The 17,690-nt window shown below is 54.5% G+C and carries 14 protein-coding genes and 1 pseudogene; 8 read left to right on the forward strand and 7 right to left on the reverse strand.

All coding sequences use genetic code 11. The features are described 5' to 3' along the window. Positions 1 to 37: 37 nt before the first annotated feature. The 4 genes from phnC to AC1DFB_RS09075 are packed head-to-tail and all read left to right on the forward strand — an operon-like array spanning position 38 to position 3,361. On the forward strand, positions 38 to 832 hold the full coding sequence (phnC, locus tag AC1DFB_RS09060; protein WP_170403402.1) for a phosphonate ABC transporter ATP-binding protein: 795 nt from the start codon (positions 38 to 40) through the stop codon (positions 830 to 832). Continuing rightward, on the forward strand, positions 829 to 1,644 hold the full coding sequence (phnE, locus tag AC1DFB_RS09065; protein ID WP_480922547.1) for a phosphonate ABC transporter, permease protein PhnE: 816 nt from the start codon (positions 829 to 831) through the stop codon (positions 1,642 to 1,644). The genes phnC and phnE (AC1DFB_RS09065) overlap by 4 nt, the downstream gene beginning before the upstream one ends. Next, a complete protein-coding gene (phnE, locus tag AC1DFB_RS09070) occupies positions 1,644 to 2,459 on the forward strand; it encodes a phosphonate ABC transporter, permease protein PhnE (RefSeq protein ID WP_480922548.1) in 816 nt (271 codons plus the stop codon). Before phnE (AC1DFB_RS09065) ends, phnE (AC1DFB_RS09070) begins: the two co-directional genes overlap by 1 nt. After that, complete coding sequence (locus AC1DFB_RS09075) at positions 2,456 to 3,361, forward strand: HAD-IIA family hydrolase (protein ID WP_480922549.1); 906 nt, start codon at positions 2,456 to 2,458, stop codon at positions 3,359 to 3,361. The genes phnE (AC1DFB_RS09070) and AC1DFB_RS09075 overlap by 4 nt, the downstream gene beginning before the upstream one ends. Before the next feature lie 71 nt (positions 3,362 to 3,432). Here AC1DFB_RS09075 and AC1DFB_RS09080 read toward each other — a convergent pair whose 3' ends face one another. The 5 genes from AC1DFB_RS09080 to AC1DFB_RS09100 form a co-directional block, all read right to left on the reverse strand. Next, on the reverse strand, positions 3,433 to 7,851 hold the full coding sequence (locus AC1DFB_RS09080) for a WD40 repeat domain-containing serine/threonine protein kinase (protein WP_480922550.1): 4,419 nt from the start codon (positions 7,849 to 7,851) through the stop codon (positions 3,433 to 3,435). Positions 7,852 to 7,866: 15 nt separating this feature from the next. After that, complete coding sequence (locus AC1DFB_RS09085; RefSeq protein WP_170396227.1) at positions 7,867 to 8,331, reverse strand: hypothetical protein; 465 nt, start codon at positions 8,329 to 8,331, stop codon at positions 7,867 to 7,869. A 113-nt stretch (positions 8,332 to 8,444) separates the two neighbouring features. After that, positions 8,445 to 9,335, reverse strand: a complete 891-nt coding sequence (locus AC1DFB_RS09090; RefSeq protein ID WP_170800219.1) for an adenylate/guanylate cyclase domain-containing protein — start codon at positions 9,333 to 9,335, stop codon at positions 8,445 to 8,447. Positions 9,336 to 9,373: 38 nt separating this feature from the next. Further along, positions 9,374 to 10,087 (reverse strand): response regulator, encoded by a 714-nt coding sequence (locus AC1DFB_RS09095; RefSeq protein ID WP_170511845.1) that lies wholly within the window; start codon positions 10,085 to 10,087, stop codon positions 9,374 to 9,376. Beyond that, the gene (locus AC1DFB_RS09100; protein ID WP_480922551.1) at positions 10,080 to 12,311 is read right to left on the reverse strand and encodes an ATP-binding protein; all 2,232 of its coding nucleotides are present in this window, start codon (positions 12,309 to 12,311) and stop codon (positions 10,080 to 10,082) included. Before AC1DFB_RS09100 ends, AC1DFB_RS09095 begins: the two co-directional genes overlap by 8 nt. A gap of 287 nt (positions 12,312 to 12,598) precedes the next feature. Between AC1DFB_RS09100 and AC1DFB_RS09105 the strand changes: the two genes are divergently transcribed. The 4 genes from AC1DFB_RS09105 to AC1DFB_RS09120 all read left to right on the forward strand — a co-directional run bounded on the left by AC1DFB_RS09105 (position 12,599) and on the right by AC1DFB_RS09120 (position 15,808). After that, positions 12,599 to 13,411, forward strand: a complete 813-nt coding sequence (locus AC1DFB_RS09105; protein ID WP_480922552.1) for an alpha/beta fold hydrolase — start codon at positions 12,599 to 12,601, stop codon at positions 13,409 to 13,411. 63 nt (positions 13,412 to 13,474) lie between these two features. Beyond that, positions 13,475 to 14,305 (forward strand): class I SAM-dependent methyltransferase, encoded by an 831-nt coding sequence (locus AC1DFB_RS09110; protein ID WP_170597879.1) that lies wholly within the window; start codon positions 13,475 to 13,477, stop codon positions 14,303 to 14,305. Positions 14,306 to 14,422: 117 nt separating this feature from the next. Beyond that, positions 14,423 to 14,782 carry a group I truncated hemoglobin gene (locus tag AC1DFB_RS09115; RefSeq protein ID WP_170403431.1) on the forward strand — a complete coding sequence of 120 codons (360 nt, stop codon included), beginning with the start codon at positions 14,423 to 14,425 and terminating at the stop codon, positions 14,780 to 14,782. A gap of 3 nt (positions 14,783 to 14,785) precedes the next feature. Continuing rightward, positions 14,786 to 15,808 carry an adenylate/guanylate cyclase domain-containing protein gene (locus AC1DFB_RS09120; RefSeq protein ID WP_170396212.1) on the forward strand — a complete coding sequence of 341 codons (1,023 nt, stop codon included), beginning with the start codon at positions 14,786 to 14,788 and terminating at the stop codon, positions 15,806 to 15,808. 123 nt (positions 15,809 to 15,931) lie between these two features. Here AC1DFB_RS09120 and AC1DFB_RS09125 read toward each other — a convergent pair. Together AC1DFB_RS09125 and xylA are read right to left on the reverse strand one after the other, a co-directional pair. Next, positions 15,932 to 16,282, reverse strand: a pseudogene (locus tag AC1DFB_RS09125) (DDE-type integrase/transposase/recombinase); the annotation flags it as partial. A gap of 91 nt (positions 16,283 to 16,373) precedes the next feature. Next, positions 16,374 to 17,681: a xylose isomerase gene (gene xylA / locus AC1DFB_RS09130; RefSeq protein WP_170512772.1), complete on the reverse strand. Its 1,308-nt coding sequence runs from the start codon at positions 17,679 to 17,681 to the stop codon at positions 16,374 to 16,376. Positions 17,682 to 17,690 lie beyond the last annotated feature (9 nt).

A 17,690-nucleotide genomic window follows, 5' to 3' on the forward strand; every position in this document is an offset into this window, starting at 1 on the left:
CCTGCGGGGCCCGTTACCACCCGAACCGGGGGCGTAAATGCTGCGGCTTCAAAAGCTTACAAAAACTTATAAAACCGGCGATCAGGCCCTGAAGGCGATCGATCTAGATGTGCCAAAGGGCCAGGTTCTGGCGCTGATCGGGCCTTCTGGTGCTGGCAAATCCACCATGATCCGCTGCATTAACCGTTTGGTTGAACCCACGAGTGGCGAGGTTCTGCTGGACGACGTGGACCTGGTCAAACTCGGCTCGGGAGCGCTGCGGAAAGCACGTCGTGAAATGGGGATGATCTTTCAGGAATACGCACTGGTTGAACGCCTGACCGTCATGGAAAATGTACTGTCGGGACGGCTGGGATATGTTGGGTTTTGGCGGAGCTTCCTGCGACGTTACCCCCAGTCTGACGTGGATGAAGCATTCCGCCTGCTGGATCGCGTGGGTCTGTTGCATATGGCCGACAAACGAGCGGACGAACTGTCAGGTGGTCAGCGTCAGCGGGTTGGAATATGCCGGGCGCTAATCCAAAATCCCAAGCTTCTGCTGGTCGATGAACCAACCGCCTCACTGGACCCAAAAACCAGCCGTCAGATCATGCGCTTGATTACCGAGCTGTGTCAGGAACGCGGATTAGCCGCGATAATCAACATTCATGACGTGGCCCTTGCGCAAATGTTCGTACCGCGCGTCGTTGGCCTACGCTTTGGTGAAATCGTATTTGACGGCCTCCCCTCTGGGCTTACGCCTGACAAGTTGACCGAAATCTATGGCGAAGAAGACTGGGAAGCGACCATAGAGAAAGTTGAAGACGACGAAGAGATCGAGGCCGCGGAATGAGCCATCCCGAACTTGATGACCTGCTGGGCAAAGGCTGGCGGAAACCGGCCTTCGTCAAAAACGCCTTACTGCGCTGGACCTTGATCGTTGGATTCGTCGCCTATCTGATTGCGGCATTTATGACCATCGAGGTGGATTGGGGCCGGGTTTATGAAGGCTTGGATCGCGGTTGGGCTTTTGTCCTTGCTTTCACAAGCCCGGATTTCATATCGCGCTGGAGCGATATCTGGAGCGGTCTTCTTGAGAGCATCGTGATGACGGTTGCAGCGTCGGTGGTGGGCATCCTGATATCGATCCCGATCGGACTGGGCGCTGCACGCAATATTGCGCCTCTCCCGGTCTATGTGATCTGCCGAGGCATTGTTGCGATCAGCCGCGCCCTGCAAGAGATCATCGTCGCCATTCTTCTGGTTGCCATCTTTGGGTTCGGACCTTTGGCCGGCTTCCTGACACTGTCCTTCGCCACTATCGGTTTCCTGTCCAAGCTCTTGGCCGAAGACATCGAGGCCATGGACAAAGTGCAGGCCGAGGCGATCAAAGCCTCGGGCGCGCGATGGATGCAATGGATCAACTACGGCGTGCAGCCACAGGTCATGCCGCGACTGGTCGGGCTGTCGATTTACAGGATCGATATCAACTTTCGCGAAAGTGCAATTCTTGGGCTTGTGGGGGCCGGCGGCATTGGGGCCACGCTGAATACGGCGTTTGACCGTTATGAGTATGACACTGCGGCAGCCATTCTGATCCTGATCATCGGGATCGTCATGGCGCTCGAATACCTCTCGGGTATCATCCGCGCGAGGGTCCAGTAATGCCAGTGCTTGAACATGAAGGTACGCAAATCTGGCGCAGACGCACGACCGGTCAAAGCCTTTTGCGTTGGTTTTGCTGGCTGTTGGGTGTGGCGGTCTTTGTCTACTGCTGGCAGATCATCTCGGCCTCGACGACATGGTTCTTTGTGTGGGACGCACCCCGGATCGCGAACGATATCTGGACCCGCGCGACACCACCAAAGTGGGATTACATCACGCAGTTAGGCCGCCCGATCTGGGACACGCTGAACATCGCCACACTTGGTACGATCATTGCGCTGTTCCTTGCCGTACCGGTCGCCTTTCTGGCCGCCCGCAACACCACGCCGTCGGCCGTGTTCATCCGCCCCATCGCGTTACTGATCATCGTCTCAACCCGCTCGATCAACTCGTTGATCTGGGCGCTTTTGTTAATCGCAATCATTGGTCCCGGAGTGTTCGCAGGTGTTATCGCCATTGCCATTCGTTCGATCGGCTTCTGCGCCAAGCTTCTCTATGAAGCCATCGAGGAAATTGATCACACCCAAGTCGAAGCCATCACCGCCACCGGCGCATCCCGCTGGCAGGTCATGGCCTATGGAATCGTCCCGCAAATATTGCCCGCCTTTGCCGGGATCGCCGTATTCCGCTGGGACATCAATATTCGCGAGTCTACGGTTCTTGGCCTTGTGGGCGCAGGCGGCATCGGGCTGCAATTGTCGGCGTCGCTGAACGTTCTCGCATGGCCGCAGGTCAGCCTTATCCTGATCGTCATTCTGATTGCCGTCATGATCAGCGAATGGGTGTCTGCCAAAGTACGAGGGGCAATTATTTGAGCCGCTTCACGACCCAAGAGGCTTTCGACGCCTACGAGGCCGTTCGGCATCGACTTCCGGCTGCTGAACCAGCTGTTCAATCCTATCAGCATGCGAACACTTTGATGGATATTGCTGAAGGCTTCGATGTATTCCTTCTGGATGCGTTCGGTGTCCTCAATATCGGCGAGACTGCAATTCCCGGTACAGCCGCGCGGATTGATCAGCTTAGAGCCATGGGTAAACGCCTTCTGGTCGTCTCGAATGCAGCTGGTCACCCTCATGCGGCGCTCGTCGAGAAATACGCCCGGCTGGGATATGATTTTGCGTCAGAGGATATCATCACAAGCCGCGCAACACTGCTGGCAGAGCTGGGCGGTCAACGCGCGCTGCATTGGGGTTTGATGGCAACACCCAGCACCGGCCTTCGCGATCTGGAAGATTTGAACCTGACTTATCTCGATGACGATCCCGAGCCCTATGACTCGGTTGAGGGGTTTCTGATGATCGGCTCAGCCGTCTGGTCCGAGGCACGTCAGGCTCATTTGGAAGCAGCCCTGCTAAAACGCCCGCGTCCGGTATTGGTTGGAAATCCGGACATAGTCGCACCACGCGAGCACGGGTTTTCAGACGAACCCGGTCTGTTCGCGCACCGTCTTGCCGATCGAACCAGCGTTGTACCCGAATTCTTCGGCAAACCATTTGAGAATATTTTTGACCTAGCTTTCAAGCGACTTGGCCGGGTCGATAAAACTCGCGTGCTTATGGTTGGTGACAGCTTGCATACCGACATATTGGGGGCCCATGCTGCCGGAATCGCCTCGGCCCTGATTTCGGGGTACGGTTTTTTCGCAGGGCATGACGTCGATGACGCAATCACACAGGCGCAGATCATGCCGAATTTCGTTGTGAACCGACCATAATCTGATCACGCCTGCTTAGTTCCGCTTCAAATCCAAGCGCCCGCCGGTGCTTTTCAATACTCACCATGTGATCAATTTGCGAAGGCATCACAGGTCGTTGTTGGCTCATCGCTTCCTAAATACTGAACCCTGCGCCCTTCATCGAAGGTTGGACTGCCCAACGCACATGCGATCTCTAAGCTCAACCTGTCCCAAACCCGAACATCACCGGCTTCGCTGGTTGTCGCAAAAGAATGTCCGTCAGGTGCCAGCGCGATACGCCAGGTCGGGCCTGCATGGATCTTTTCGACAGGCATGAGCCGACGGTGCGTCGCGGTATCCCACCAATGCAGTTCCCCAGATCGGTCGATTGCCACCAAGGTTGCCTCATCCGCCAAAAAGGCAACATCTGTCGCCCCACCCTTATGGCCACCATAAGCGGCAAGCTCTTCGCCGGTTTCAACATCCCACACCTTGACCACCTCATCGCTGGAAGCAGTTGCAGCCTGTGCGCCATCACGACTGAAAGCAACACTCCAAAGCGTGTTGTCATCAGCTTCAATCACTCTGATCAACTGACCGTCGCCAATCGACCAAATATAGACCTTACCATCCACCGAGGCCGCTGCCAGCATGCCGCCATCTTCAGAGACGGCGACACGATTTGCCTGAATGTCAGCTGGCGCAAAGCTCTTGACCAAATCAGCGTCTGAGATATCGATTTGCAGCACTCCATCTCCTGTCGCCACAAAGACCTCGGGACCTGACCCCGGCATGATCGACCAGACGGGAGCCTGCCCCAGATCGAGTTGATTTTTCAGCCGCATGGCAGCCGTGTCCCAGATTTTCAAGCCGCCTTCGCGATCACCAGTCACCATGGTTTTGCCATCCAGCGAGAAAGAGATCGCCCACACCTGGCTTTCATGCCCCTTCAGCTGCATGGGTTTCATGGAAGCCCCCATCTTCCAGACCCAGATATTCCCCTCACTGTCACCGATGGCTATAGACTTTGCATCCGGCGTATAAGCGATGCCCAGCGCCTTTGCCCCGTTCTGCAAAACAAGCGTGTCTTTGCCGCCGGGGTCGATCCCAATCCGCCAGAGACGTACCTGCTGATCCCGGCCCAAAGTCGCCAGCAACGGGGCATTTTGGGCGACTTCAAGGTCCACAACCCTCTGACTGTGCGCTTGCACCACGTCGCCAACACTTTCCATGTTTGAATTTTCCAATCGCAGCGTTCCGTCTGCCCCTGCCCCTACCAGCAGATTGTCCGGCGCGGTAAATGCTGCTGCTACGATATCGGTACTATCTGAAAAACGATCAACAATTGGAGAACCATCCGGAAAACCAATCGTCGTGACCTTCCCATTCGTATGGGATACCGCGAATGTTCTCCCGTCGCGGCTGAAGGACAGGTGATCGGGGTCAGGCCCCAGCGGACCGCCCGGTATCGGCGGAAATGCAGGCGTAGCCTTTGCGTCGACCCAGCCGAATATGCCACCATCGACATTTCCGGCTACAAGTCCTTCTGAAACGGGCGAAAACGCGACCTTTTTGAAGCCCAGCGGCATTTTCGCCAATGGCTCTCCAATTTGCATTCCATTGGAAACGTTCCAGAGGCGAACGGTCCCGTCACCGGTCGCCGACGCGACACGCTTGCCGGTGGAATCAAAGGCCACGCCAAATGCGACGTCATTGCCAGAGAACAGTGTCGTGATCGGGCCGTATCTGGCCGAACCAACATTCCAAAGGCGGACATCCCCATCCGTTGCCGCTGAAACCAGCAACTCACCATCGGGAGAGAATGCAACATCCCTTATCCCACCGGAGTGCCCCACCAGTTCAGCAATAACCGCTCCGCCGGATTCAGCCCTATGAACCACGATGCGCCCATCACGCAATCCAACCGCAACACGCGTACCGGATGCATCAATAGCCATCGTCTGCGCGTCACCAACCGTAAACGGGCTGCCCATTGGGACAAGCCCAACCTCACCCAGATTTTGCCGAGCCATCAGCATCGCCGCCCTCGCTTCTGATGTCGAACCAGCAGTTTCGGCTCGGACAATCGCTTCGGCGCTGAGTGACAGGGCAAGCAAGGGATCTGTATCCGATAACCCGTTCGCCGCAGCGCCTAGCGCCCTTGCGAACCTTTCATTGGCTTCAGCTGTTGCGGCAACGGCCATCTGTCTGTTGCTTTCGGCAAGGTTGGACGCGCGGATAGCCAAGAAAGACGAAACCGTTGCGCCAATGGCCAGCAAGGCGAGGGCAGCAACGGCAACTTGATTGATACGCCGACGCCGACGCCGGCGCATCTTGGATGCTGCCTGCGCTTGGTCACGCGCGTCTCGTGCAGCGCCCAGAAATTCCCGCTCTAACGCACCGAGGATATTCTGGTTCTTCACCGACCATTCTTCAGCCGACAACAACCTTGTGCCGCGATAAAGTAAATCGGGCTCGCGATTTTCAACATCCCACTCTGCAGCGTCATGCTGAATACGCTGACGCATGCGCAGATCATCGCGGCTTTCTTCGATCCATGAATTAAGTCGCGGCCATGTACGCAGCAGCGCCTCATGCGCAATCTGAACATTTTTGTCATCCAGCGTCAGCAACCGCGCATCTGTCAAAGCTTCAACGACCCGCCGCGTTGTGTCCGGGTCCGAGTCGCGCTCGATCTCATCGATCGGCAACAACCGCCGTGTGTCCGGAGTCCCCTCGCCGGGCGTAACCAGACGCAAGAATAGCCGCCGGGTTGCCTCTTGCTGAACTTTGTCAAAAACGTCTGTAAAAAGTGTCTCTGCTGTCTGGCTGATTGCCCCTGTGACACCACCGGACTGACGGTAGCCGTCCAGAGACATGACCGCACCTTTACGTCGGCTCCATGTTTCATACAGAGAATGCGCCACCAGCGGGAGCGAACCCGCTTCGCGCCCGGCCTCATCAACGATCGCATCAATAAGGGACCTGTCCATGTGCAAACCAGCTGCATGTGCCGGTTCGCTGATTGCGCGGCGCAGCTCGGGCCGTGTCATCGGCCCGACCAAAAACTGGTTTTCCGAGATTCGATCCGCAAGCCACGGTATCTCTGCACAGGATGCATAAAAGTCCGCACGGATTGTCAGCACGATACGAACACGGCTATCTGCGGGGTCTGTCATAGCTGACAAAGCTTCGATGAACTTGCTTCTGCGTTCCTGTTTGACCAGCGTGAACAATTCTTCGAACTGATCAATGCAGATCAACAACTCTCCTTCATTCGCGGTGGCCAAACGGCGCGCCGCACTCGGATAGGCGATGAAGTCGTTGAGCGAGACCTGAGCCGTAAGGTGAGAATTGTCGCCGATGAGTTGAAAGTACAAATCGGTCATTGGATCGCGCCCGGGGGTAAAAACACAAACGCGCCAGTTTTCGCTACCGGATATCGCGTTGGCAGCGATCGCTGGCAGCAGCCCTGCTCGCAGAACGGATGATTTACCACTGCCGGATGAGCCACCCAGAACCAATATCCGGCTCTGTTGAAGCCGGGTCACAAGTTCCTCAACAAGATCCTCGCGACCAAAGAAATAGTCGGAATCCTCTGGCTGGAACGCGGCGAGCCCTTTGTAGGGGCATTCCACCCTACTTTCCGATATCTGCGTCACCGCTTCGGATGCGGCCTCTCGCCGGTCACGATCCAACGCATCATTCATTGCACTGCGCCAGGACACCATATCCAGAAAACGCGCCTGCGGGTCCATTGCCATCCCGTGCTCAATGCAATCGCGCCACATTTCCGGCAGGCTGGAAAGATACTCGGTAACGCGATGGAATGGCGGCGGCGCCTTTCCCGTCAGGACATGCCACATCAGCGCGCTGGCCGAATAGATGTCGGTCATCGGCGTCACGGGTTGCCCGTGCTCAGCTTGTTCTGGCGCTTGATAGAGCGGTGTCCCAGCCATCATGGTCGCGCCGGTCACACCGATCGCTAAATCCTTTGCAATACCGAGATCCGCCAGAAAAACCCTCTCGTCTAGGCCGACCAAAGCATCAGAAACCGTCGTGCTGTTATCGTCTTTGGACCGCTTCACTCGTTGCAGAAGGACATTTGCGGGTTTGACGTCCCGATGCACGACATTCGCGTCGTGAACCGCAGACAAGCCATCTGCCATTGCATCAATCAGTATTTCCACACCTTCGCGTTTGGCCAAAGCAGCGGGGCTTAGACGCTTTAGTCGGTCGGCCAATGTGCCGCGATCCGCGTAGTCCATGACAAAATAGGGCCGCCCGTCCTCCAAACGCCCCACGTCATGCACGGAGACAACGCGCGGAGATCGAATGCGCCGCAACAGACGGGCTTCTTCGAGAAAATGGGTGATGACTTTGTCATTGGTCGCAAGGTTGGCGTGCAGAATCTTGAGGGTCACCGGAACCTCCAACTCGTCATCCCGCGCAAGGACAACCGCCGCGAACCCACCGCTCGCGATTTCACGGTCAACAGCGTAACGGCCGATGAACGCGGGAAAAGTCATGATATTCTTGGCGCTTCAGAGGTGCTCTTGCACATCCACGCAATGATACTTGGTCGCATCCAATATGTTGTGGTCCCTATCGGCAGCAGTAACGCACAGTGTCGTCCCTCCCTCTCGCGCCGATGTCGAGGCCGCCTCCTTCGTCACATAGCTTGGGTAATCATCGTGCCGATGCCACCTGCCCTGAACGGCATTGAATTCGCTTTGGGCATTTCTGCCGACTTGCTCAACGGAATAGCTTTCGCCCCACCATGTATGGAAATGGTTCTTCGATACGTCCGGAGTGAAATTCGCATCGTAGTTCACAAGCAGTTCGTCGCCCTCTTTGGCGACCGATACAATCTGCACCTCACACCCATCCACAGGGCAGGCATTGGGCATCGCTGACTGGGCAGTTGCATCAGCACCAAACAAGAGTGTAGCTGCACCCAGGATCAGAGCGCCCTGACGAAGCTGGTTTCCTGAAGTATTCAATGACATCATTTCCTCCCAATCTTGGTTGAAATACGCAATTGGCGCCGATTCTAGCACAATCGCGAGTTTCTTTCTGAGACTTTCACCACAGAAGCCAGAATTCAGGCGTGCCACGTCGTTTATCGGCGGACGACCTCAAACTCTAATGGGCGCGCATCAGAGTGCAAAATTGATAGTGCAGGCGATATCAGCCCGCTATCGGCCAGCATTATGTTCTCGCGCTTAAGCTGGATTTCACGCGCATTCTCGAATTGTACATAAGTTCCCGACGAACTGCGATCCGCCAGCATCAGCTTCCCGCCTTTCATGCTGAGTACCGCATGCAGTCGCGAAACCCACGGCTCAGGCAGGATGACATCGCATTGACTGGATCTGCCGATCGTTAGCTCCCCGCCTTCCCGACACCGCCAGGTATGATCGTCGTGATAAAGAATGAGCGCAAAGCTTTCATTCTGTTGCATGCCCTCAGATCTGCTGGCCGTCTGCGTCGGCAGATGCATCACGGTGCTTAACCCGTCCGTTGAGGCCACGATTGAATAGGCTTTGACCGGGTCACTCACACCTTTCAGGCGAAGCGATCCGATTGGGGTGAGCATCTGGAGACTTTCGGGGCTTAGATCCTTGGCGACGCTTTCGCTGACACAAGCTTCACCCGGATTGGCCGCGGCCGCCAAACGTGCGGTCAGATTTACTGTTTCGCCAAATATCCCATTATCGCCAATAACAACAGGACCTTGATGAACACCCGCGTGGACCGACAGTAATGTTCCGGGCGGTTTCTGAATCATCTCTACAACCGCGTTTACGGCGGCCTCGGGTTCCTTGAAATAGGACAAGACGTCATCGCCTTTCTGCCCCACAGGAACTCCGCCAAACCCAAGTAGAACCTCACGCAATCGATCGATTTCAAACTGAATCAACTGCTGCGCCTGATCGTCCCCCATTTCTTCGTAGAACGGGGTGCTGTCAGAAATGTCAGCAATTATGGTTGTGACGAGCTTGGTTTCCACGGTGCTACTCGCAATGTGTTTGTCTGGAACGGCAAACCCTATTTGGGATCATAGACATAACCTATACCCCGCACGGTTCTGATGATTTCCGGCTTTTCCGGGTTGGTTTCAAGCTTCCGGCGCAGTCTGGATATTCTGATATCAATGCTGCGATCGAACGGATCCCAGGACCGGTCATGCGCTTGTTCTAGCAACTGATCACGGTTCAAAACACGCCCTTTGTTTTCAGCAAACACCTTGAGCAGACTATACTCCATCGCCGTTAGCGGGACCTCGGATCCATCCGGCGCAAGAAGTTTGGCTGCCTCTTTATCCAGCGTGTAGTCGCCAAAAAGGGCCAAATTGCCTTCGGGGGCATCTGCAGGCAGACTTTCGTTGATGGCCCCTCGGCGCAATAGGGCCTTGATCCGCGCTTCCAGTTCCCGAAGATCAACCGGCTTTCCAAGATAGTCATCTGCCCCCATCTCAAGCCCGATGATCCGGTCCACTACATCGCCTGCTGCAGTCAACATGATCACGGGCGTCGTGTTTTCAGGACGAAGCGATCTGAGGATCGAAAGACCGTCTTCCTTTGGCATATTGATATCCATGATCATGACATCAACAGCACGAGAGGAGATGACAGACCGGAGCTCTTCTCCGCCAGCGGCTGCAGAAACCTCGTACCCGCGTTTGCTCAGATATTCCTGAAGCATCTCGCGCACGTCGATCTCGTCATCGCAAACCAGGATATGGGTTTTCTGGTCATTCATCCGTTTGATCCTTCTGATCGGCGAGCAGCTTTCCGACAAGTATTCTCAGTTCCGAAGGCGAGACGGGTTTTTCCAGATAGGGCAGACCGGATTCCTTCAGCAGTCCCAATGAGCTTTCACCCATGGTGTCCCCGGTGATGTATGCTGTCCGGGTCAGCATTTTCGGAAAACGCGCCACCAGCGCCTCATAAATCTTGCGTCCGTCAACACCGGGCATGTTCATATCACTTAGGAATACATCGTAGTTGGCGGACTGCAGTTGCCTGAGCGCCTCTTCCCCTGAGGTAACGAAATCAACGTGAAAGCCGTCCTTCCGCAATATCTCGGCATTGATCTCACCCACTTCGACCTCATCATCCACGACCAATGCACGGTGCTTGGCAAAATTCGCGGCGGGTTCGGGTTTTTCTTCAGCCACATCATTTTGCATCTTTGCGACGGGCAGAGTTATCCGGAAGCAGGTGCCGGACACTGCGGCCTGATCAAGCCTGATCTGACCGCCATGGGACAGAATGATCCGGTGACAGAAAGCAAGCCCAATCCCGGTGCCGTCACCCACTTCTTTTGTGGTGAAGAACGGCTCGAAGATACGTGCGCGTATGGCTTTAGGGATACCGGGGCCATTGTCCTGAACCGTGATCTCAACCATTCCGGTGTCAGGCTTGACCTCGGCAGACAGCATGATGTGGTCGCCGATGCCGGATGCGGTCATGGCCTGCTCGGCATTGATGATAAGATTCAAGACGACTTGCGTAAGCTGGTCCGCATCCCCGGCAACTGCAGGCAGGTCTGCTGGCACACTTTGCTCAATGCGAATTTCGCCTGATGAGCTACCGTACCCGGCGACATCCGCAGCTGTTTCGATCAGGCTGGGAACATCAACCTGCTCGATCTTGCTGGGCTGCTGACGCGCCATCGCCAGAAAGGTCTTTACAATCTTCGCGCAGCGTTCTGCAGCATTGCCGATTTTTTTAATCCTGACACCGAGATCGGGGTCAGAAATTTCTTCCTTCAACATCAACGAATGACCCACAACAACCGACAATGGATTGTTAAGCTCATGCGCCACACCGGCGAGTAGTTCGCCAAGCGCAGACATCTTTTCGTTCTGGAACAGCAGCTCTCGTTGCTTTTCAAGCTCAGCCTCAATGGCCAATTCATCGGTCAGATCGCGGGTATTGGAAACGATTACTTCTTCACCGTTGAACTCGATCAGCCGTGAAGAATCCGCCCCCCAGAACTTTCGTCCGCTTGCATCGACGAACTCCATACGTCGATCCTTAAGCGCCCCCGCTTGCCGGAGGTCTTTCAGGTACCGTTGGCGCTCATTCGGGTCCGCATAGTAGGATTTCGAACTTTCTGCTTCACCAAACAGCGCCTTTATCTCGGGCGTAGCAAACAGCACCTCTCCGGTGTCGGCATGCGTCATGTTGATGGCTGCTGGATAAGCCTCCATGACCTGACGGATCAGGGCATCAGCCTCTTTCTGGACGGTTAGATCGATCACGCTGGTCACGATGACTTCTTCGCCTTTGTAATCGATCAATTGAGACGAAATCGACGCAGGGAAGGTTTTGCCAGCCGCATTAATCAAGTCGAGCTTGTAGTCATCGACACGACCATCGGCCAAAAGCTGGGTTACAAAATCCGCGCGCTCTTCCGGCTTTTGATAATGTTGTTTTGCGGATTTGGAAGGTCCGAACATCTGCAGCGCAGCAGGCGTGCGATACAGTATCTGACCATCACCAATCCGCGCCATAGTTACGATTGCCGAACTGGCATCCAGCACCTTTCGGATCAATAGATCGCCGTCGCGCTCTTCGACCTCGGCTTGTTTGCGTTCGGTGATATCCTCACGCGTGACGACAAATCCGCCGAACTTGGTGGGATGAACAGAAACCAGATAGGTGCGCCCATCCGTTTCCGTCAGCTCAAAGTCTTGGATGAACTCGACCCCGTTGGCCAACCGGTCCGAAACCCACTGCTGTTCATTGCCGATGGCGTCCGCATATATCCCGCGGCGTGCCGTCTCGCGCATCAGGATTTCCCAGTCCAGTCCGGGTTGCAGCAGGTCGGCGACCCCCTTGTTCATCTCGGCATATCGTTGGTTGAATAGGACAAGGCGGCGATCATCATCATAGAGGGCGAACCCTTCTTTGAGAGATTCGATCGCATCACGAAGAAGGTCCCTCGCCTTCTCGATTTCTTCAAATTCGTTCGCCATGCCCATCGTCATCCTGAATTTTTAGGATACCATTGTTTCAATGCCATTTCAAAATCAGCATCGCGTGTTTCAATTGTTTCAATAGGTGCCAACTCAGCCAAGTACCGGCCGATAAACCTGTTTGTTTTTGAGCCGGATAGCAAGTTGTGTGACCTGCTTCACAGAGCAACAACTGAAACACTTGGCACCGCTTCCAGACATCACAATGAAACATAGAAAGGTCAGTTATTGCCCATCTTAAGTGCGATTGGGTAAGAACGATGACTATTTCTTTTAGAACTACTGAAATGATTAACGCACCTATTTTTGCGTTGCATTCTTCGGCGTCCAATAGTGGGCAATGGAACCAACTGGCGGCGGATCTGGAAGGTCGCTTTAGTGTTCACGCTGTTGATCTTCCCGGGTACGGTCGTAGCCCGTTGACTGGAGATAACTCTCAAAACGGTGCGGCGTTTTCTGCCATACCGGTAATCCGCGAAATCGAAGCGCTGGGACGCCCCGTTCATCTTGTTGGTCATTCCAACGGCGGAGGTATTGCCATCAAGATCGCGTTGATGCGTCCTGATCTTGTCAAAAGCCTGACGGTATATGAGCCTGCAGCCTTTCATTTTCTGAAGGCTGGCAATGAGGTCAGCAAGAAACTGTTCGGGCAAATCCAGCTTCTCGCGGGTGTGGTGAGCGCCGCAGCAGCGGATGGCGATGCCGCTGCTGGTATGCATCACTTTTTGGATTTCTGGAACGAGAAGGGGTTTTGGAACTCGCTGCCCGCGCAGGCCCAGGACCGGTTCATTGGGATGATCCCATCAGTCATGTCGGATTTTGCAATAGGTTTTGCTGAAACCTGGCAACTGAAGGACCTGTCCAAGCTTGAGATACCGACGTTGGTAATGACTGGTTTGGAGTCACCTGAGATTGCGCAGCACGTCTCGGTCGAGATCGCGAAGGCTTTGCCCAATGCGCGGATCGCGTTGCTGCCCGAGCTGGGTCATATGGCGCCGGTCTTCCAGCCCGAATGGATCAACTCAAGGATTTTCGAACACGTGGCCAATGTGGAGCGGCCCGTTGAAACTGTCAGCTGGCCAGAACGTCAAGCTGCCTGACCGGGGCCGCATTTAGCAATGCGGCCTTCATCAAACCACTGCTACATCAAAAGGAGCAATATCATGGGCATTCAAACATCGATCAACGCCACCACAGACTTTGCGGCAATCAAAGCAAAGCAAAACGTCGCCTGGGGCTCCGGCGACTACAGCAAAGTGGGTGTCACCCTTCAAATTACGGGTGAAGAACTGGCTGAAAGCATGGATCTGATGCCTGGTTCCAAGGTACTGGATGTCGCCGCCGGGAATGGTAATGCCACCTTGGCCTTCGCCCGGCGCTTTTGTGATGTTACATCGACCGACTATGTAGAAGCCCTGCTGGACGCTAGTAGCCAGCGCGCCAAAGCGGAAGGTCTGTTCGTGACCTACAAGGTTGCCGACGCCGAAAACCTGCCTTTCGATGATCAATCCTGCGACGCGGTGGTTTCGACGTTCGGCGTGATGTTTACACCGAACCAACAACAATCAGCAGCAGAGCTGCAACGGGTCGTCAAACGCGGCGGCAAGATTGGTCTGGCCAACTGGACGCCGGACAGCTTCATCGGCCTTCTGTTCAAAACGATCGGTAAACATGTGCCTCCGCCTGCTGGCGTAAGCTCTCCGGCTTTGTGGGGCAGCCGGGACTGGATTGAAGAATCCTTCGGATCGCACAGCACCATCGTTTCGTTCCGACGCAAGAACTTCATGTTCCGCTACCGTTCAGCCGAACACTTCCTAGAGTATTTTCGGACTTTCTATGGTCCGATGCAAAAGGCCTTCGATGCACTGGACGCACCGGGACAAGAGGCGCTGCAGCGCGATATCATGGCCCTGATCGAGAAGTTCGATATCTCAGGCAATGACACACTTTGCATCTCATCCGAGTACGCTGAAATTGTCATGCAGCGTGGCTGAGATCGTGAATCACTGGCTCATCGTTCTTTGACCCAACCGTCAAAGAACGATGAAGATTACCCGGTGTAGTCGATCCACCATTTTCTTGGTATTAGTTTGTTTAAGGGGGATTTTGTTATGGCCGAGCGCACACTTTATGAAAAATACGGTGGGTTTTCACAGATCAGCAAGATCGTGTTCTCGTTCTATGACATCCTGCTGGACAATGACGAGGTTGGACCCTTCTTCGACAACGTGGATATGAGCCGCATGGTCGACCATCAGACCAAGTTCATAGCATCGCTCCTTGGCGGTCCGGCCTCCTACACCGACAATCAACTGCGCCAGTTACACTCTCATCTCGCAATTACCGATGACCATTTCGACGAATTGGAGGTCGTGCTCCGTGACGCTTTGCAAAGACACGGCGTGGATGCCGAGGACATCGATATCGTGGTCGCGGAATTCAGTAAACGTCGTCCCTTGATTGTTGGATAAATCATGACCATCGAAGCCATCAATGAACAGCTCCTTCGCGCGATTGGTGTGGGCGTTGCCCTACTGGACCGTCAATCGCTGAAGTTTGGGTTCCGCAATGATACGTTTGACGAGTGGTTCAGTGCCGATGGCCCTTCAGACCAATTGCAGCAGCTCTTTCCTGATCTGGATATCGACACAGTGCAAACAAGCCTGTCCGGCACCGGGCGACATACATCAGAAATCACCTTCAAAAAGAAACGCCGCACACTGGTGATCGCACTCGATTTCACGGTCGCGCATGACGATGTGCTGGTTCTGGTATGTCAGAACATCACCCGCATCAAAGAGCTGGAGTCCATGATCGACTCCTATTCGATGATGGTGGAACGGAACACCCGCGAGTTGAAGCGGGAAAAGGAGCAGGTTGAAAAACTGCTGCTAAATCTGATGCCCCGGTCGGTCTACGAAGAGTACAAGACTTTCGGCGTGGTTACGCCACAACTCTATGATCCCGTCTCCGTCCTGATGCTCGATTTCGTGGGGTTCACGGATATGGTCGCCTCGCAGGACCCAAGCGTCACCGTCACTGAGCTGAACGATATTTACAGCGCGTTTGATCGCATAGGTGAGCAATTCGGTTGCGAACGGATCAAGACAATCGGAGACGCATATATCACCGTCGCTGGTCTGCCCGATCCGACTCCGGATCACGCCAAGGCAATCGCAAACACAGCCATTCGTTTCGTACGCTATTTGACCCGCCGAAACCTTAGCCATCCGCATCAGTGGCGGTGCAGAATTGGACTGGCCACGGGATCGGTCGTCGGGTCGGTCGTTGGCATCCAGAAGTATGTGTACGATATCTTTGGTCCGGCTGTGAATCTGGCCTCCAGACTTCAGGAATTCTCTGACCCGATGCAGATTTCAGTCCAGGACGAAGTCGCGCAGGTCCTCAAAGATCAGTTTGACCTTGAGAATGTCGGCGCGCGAACAATCCGTGGGTTTGGAGAGCAAGACATCTGGCGCTTGTCCGACGATAGCTAAGCGTCAATGCCCGCTGTAATCCTTTGTTCGCACTAAATGGTGACTGATCACTGCAGTGAATACAGTAGGCTGTTTACCCAGTCCCAAAACCACTGATCTTGATCCCGAAATAAGCGGCTACTCGTTTGGGCGTTTGGTGACAACGGTTTCCAGCACCTCGCCTTCGTGATCAACAACCCGCCAGAGGCAATGTCTCTTGCCATTCACCTCCACAAAATCTCGTCGGCGTGCCACTTCCATATCGAGAGTGCGCGCAGTTGTTGCATCCGCATTCTTCGGATCTCAGAGGCAAACATCGGACCGAACCTGTCCCAACAGTAGCAGTCGGTTTCTTGACTCAGGTCGATGCCTCGCTCGTGCAACAGATCTACGGCATTCCGAAGCGAGAGCGGGAATCGGATGTACAGCATCACGGTCAAGCGGATGATCTCAGAACCGGTTGTTATAGTATTTGAAAGATGCAGGTCTGGTCATGGGCAAAAGCTACGCAACACCCCTACCCCGCCCAAGCAAAGCTCTTCTGACAAGATTCTTTTGACAGTTCCCCAATTGCAGTTTTCCTTGGTCACACAAACCTGTTCACATAATTCTCCAGAATCTCCTGACGCCCAGATTGTGGTTTCGGGTTGGTATTTTCCTGCAGAACCCGGGCAGAAATCTCTTCCAGACTGCTACCCAACATAGAAACTGCTTTCGGCGTGTTCCAACCGGAATACCGTTCCGTCAGCGCGTCCTCCAAGCCACCGTCTTCAATCATAGCAGCCGCAGCTTTCAAGCCTCGTGCACAAATGTCCATTCCGCCGACATGGGCTGCAACAAGATCTTTTGCATCAAGCGATTGCCGACGAATTTTGGCGTCAAAATTTGTGCCCCCAGTTGTAAAGCCACCAGCTTTCAGGATGTAGTAATATGCCAAAGCAACCTCTGGCGTGTTATTCGGGAACTGGTCCGTATCCCACCCGGATTGGTAATCGTTTCGGTTCATGTCGATCGAGCCAAGCATCCCTTCGGCAGCGGCAACCGCAATTTCATGCTCGAAACTGTGTCCGGCCAGGATCGCATGCCCCTGCTCCAGGTTCAACTTGACCTCGTCCTCCAACCCGTACTTCCTGAGAAATCCAATACAAGTCGCGGCGTCGTAGTCGTATTGGTGTTTGGACGGCTCCTGAGGCTTGGGCTCCACGAGAATAGTTCCTTTGAACCCAATCTTGTGTTTGTATTCAACGACCATGTTCAAAAAACGGCCCATGTGGTCCAATTCGGATTTCAAATCCGTGTTCAATAGGGTTTCATAGCCTTCTCGGCCACCCCATAGAACGTAGTTTTCTCCGCCGAGCTTATGGGTCGCATCCATGCAGGATTTCACTGTCGCAGCTGCAAACGCAAAAACGTCGGGATCAGGATTGGTACTGGCACCAGACATCCAGCGACGATGGCTGAACATATTGGCCGTGCCCCAAAGCAGCTTGGTGCCAGACACCTGCATCTTTTCACCGATATAATCGGTGATATCTTCCAATGTGCGCAGGTTATCGGCAAAATTTCCCTGTTCGGGCCGGATGTCAGCGTCGTGCCAGCAAAAGAATGGCTGCCCCAAAAGCTCAAACAATTCGAACGCAATATCTGCCTTCTGACGGGCCCGGTCCATATCGTCCTGAGGATACCATGGGCGTTCGAACGTAGGTCCACCAAAGGGGTCTCCGCCCTCCCACGCGAATGAATGCCACCAGGCCACAGCAAACCGCAGATGGTCCTCCATACGCTTGCCCATAATGATTTCATCCGGGTCGTAGTGACGAAAGGCCAACGGGTTCTTGCTGTCCACGCCTTCAAACTGGACCTTCTCGATCCCTTCAAAAAATCCACTTGGCATTTCTGCCCC

Source organism: Ruegeria sp. S84 (genome assembly GCF_056583445.1).

Bases quoted from the DNA above. Each gene is read 5' to 3' on its own strand.
- phnC (WP_170403402.1), top strand. From the start codon at position 38: ATGCTGCGGCTTCAAAAGCTTACAAAAACTTATAAAACCGGCGATCAG.
- phnE (WP_480922547.1), top strand. From the start codon at position 829: ATGAGCCATCCCGAACTTGATGACCTGCTGGGCAAAGGCTGGCGGAAA.
- phnE (WP_480922548.1), top strand. From the start codon at position 1,644: ATGCCAGTGCTTGAACATGAAGGTACGCAAATCTGGCGCAGACGCACG.
- AC1DFB_RS09080 (WP_480922550.1), bottom strand. From the start codon at position 7,851: ATGACTTTTCCCGCGTTCATCGGCCGTTACGCTGTTGACCGTGAAATC.
- AC1DFB_RS09085 (WP_170396227.1), bottom strand. From the start codon at position 8,331: ATGTCATTGAATACTTCAGGAAACCAGCTTCGTCAGGGCGCTCTGATC.
- AC1DFB_RS09095 (WP_170511845.1), bottom strand. From the start codon at position 10,087: ATGAATGACCAGAAAACCCATATCCTGGTTTGCGATGACGAGATCGAC.
- AC1DFB_RS09100 (WP_480922551.1), bottom strand. From the start codon at position 12,311: ATGGCGAACGAATTTGAAGAAATCGAGAAGGCGAGGGACCTTCTTCGT.
- AC1DFB_RS09105 (WP_480922552.1), top strand. From the start codon at position 12,599: ATGATTAACGCACCTATTTTTGCGTTGCATTCTTCGGCGTCCAATAGT.
- AC1DFB_RS09110 (WP_170597879.1), top strand. From the start codon at position 13,475: ATGGGCATTCAAACATCGATCAACGCCACCACAGACTTTGCGGCAATC.
- AC1DFB_RS09115 (WP_170403431.1), top strand. From the start codon at position 14,423: ATGGCCGAGCGCACACTTTATGAAAAATACGGTGGGTTTTCACAGATC.
- AC1DFB_RS09120 (WP_170396212.1), top strand. From the start codon at position 14,786: ATGACCATCGAAGCCATCAATGAACAGCTCCTTCGCGCGATTGGTGTG.
- xylA (WP_170512772.1), bottom strand. From the start codon at position 17,681: ATGCCAAGTGGATTTTTTGAAGGGATCGAGAAGGTCCAGTTTGAAGGC.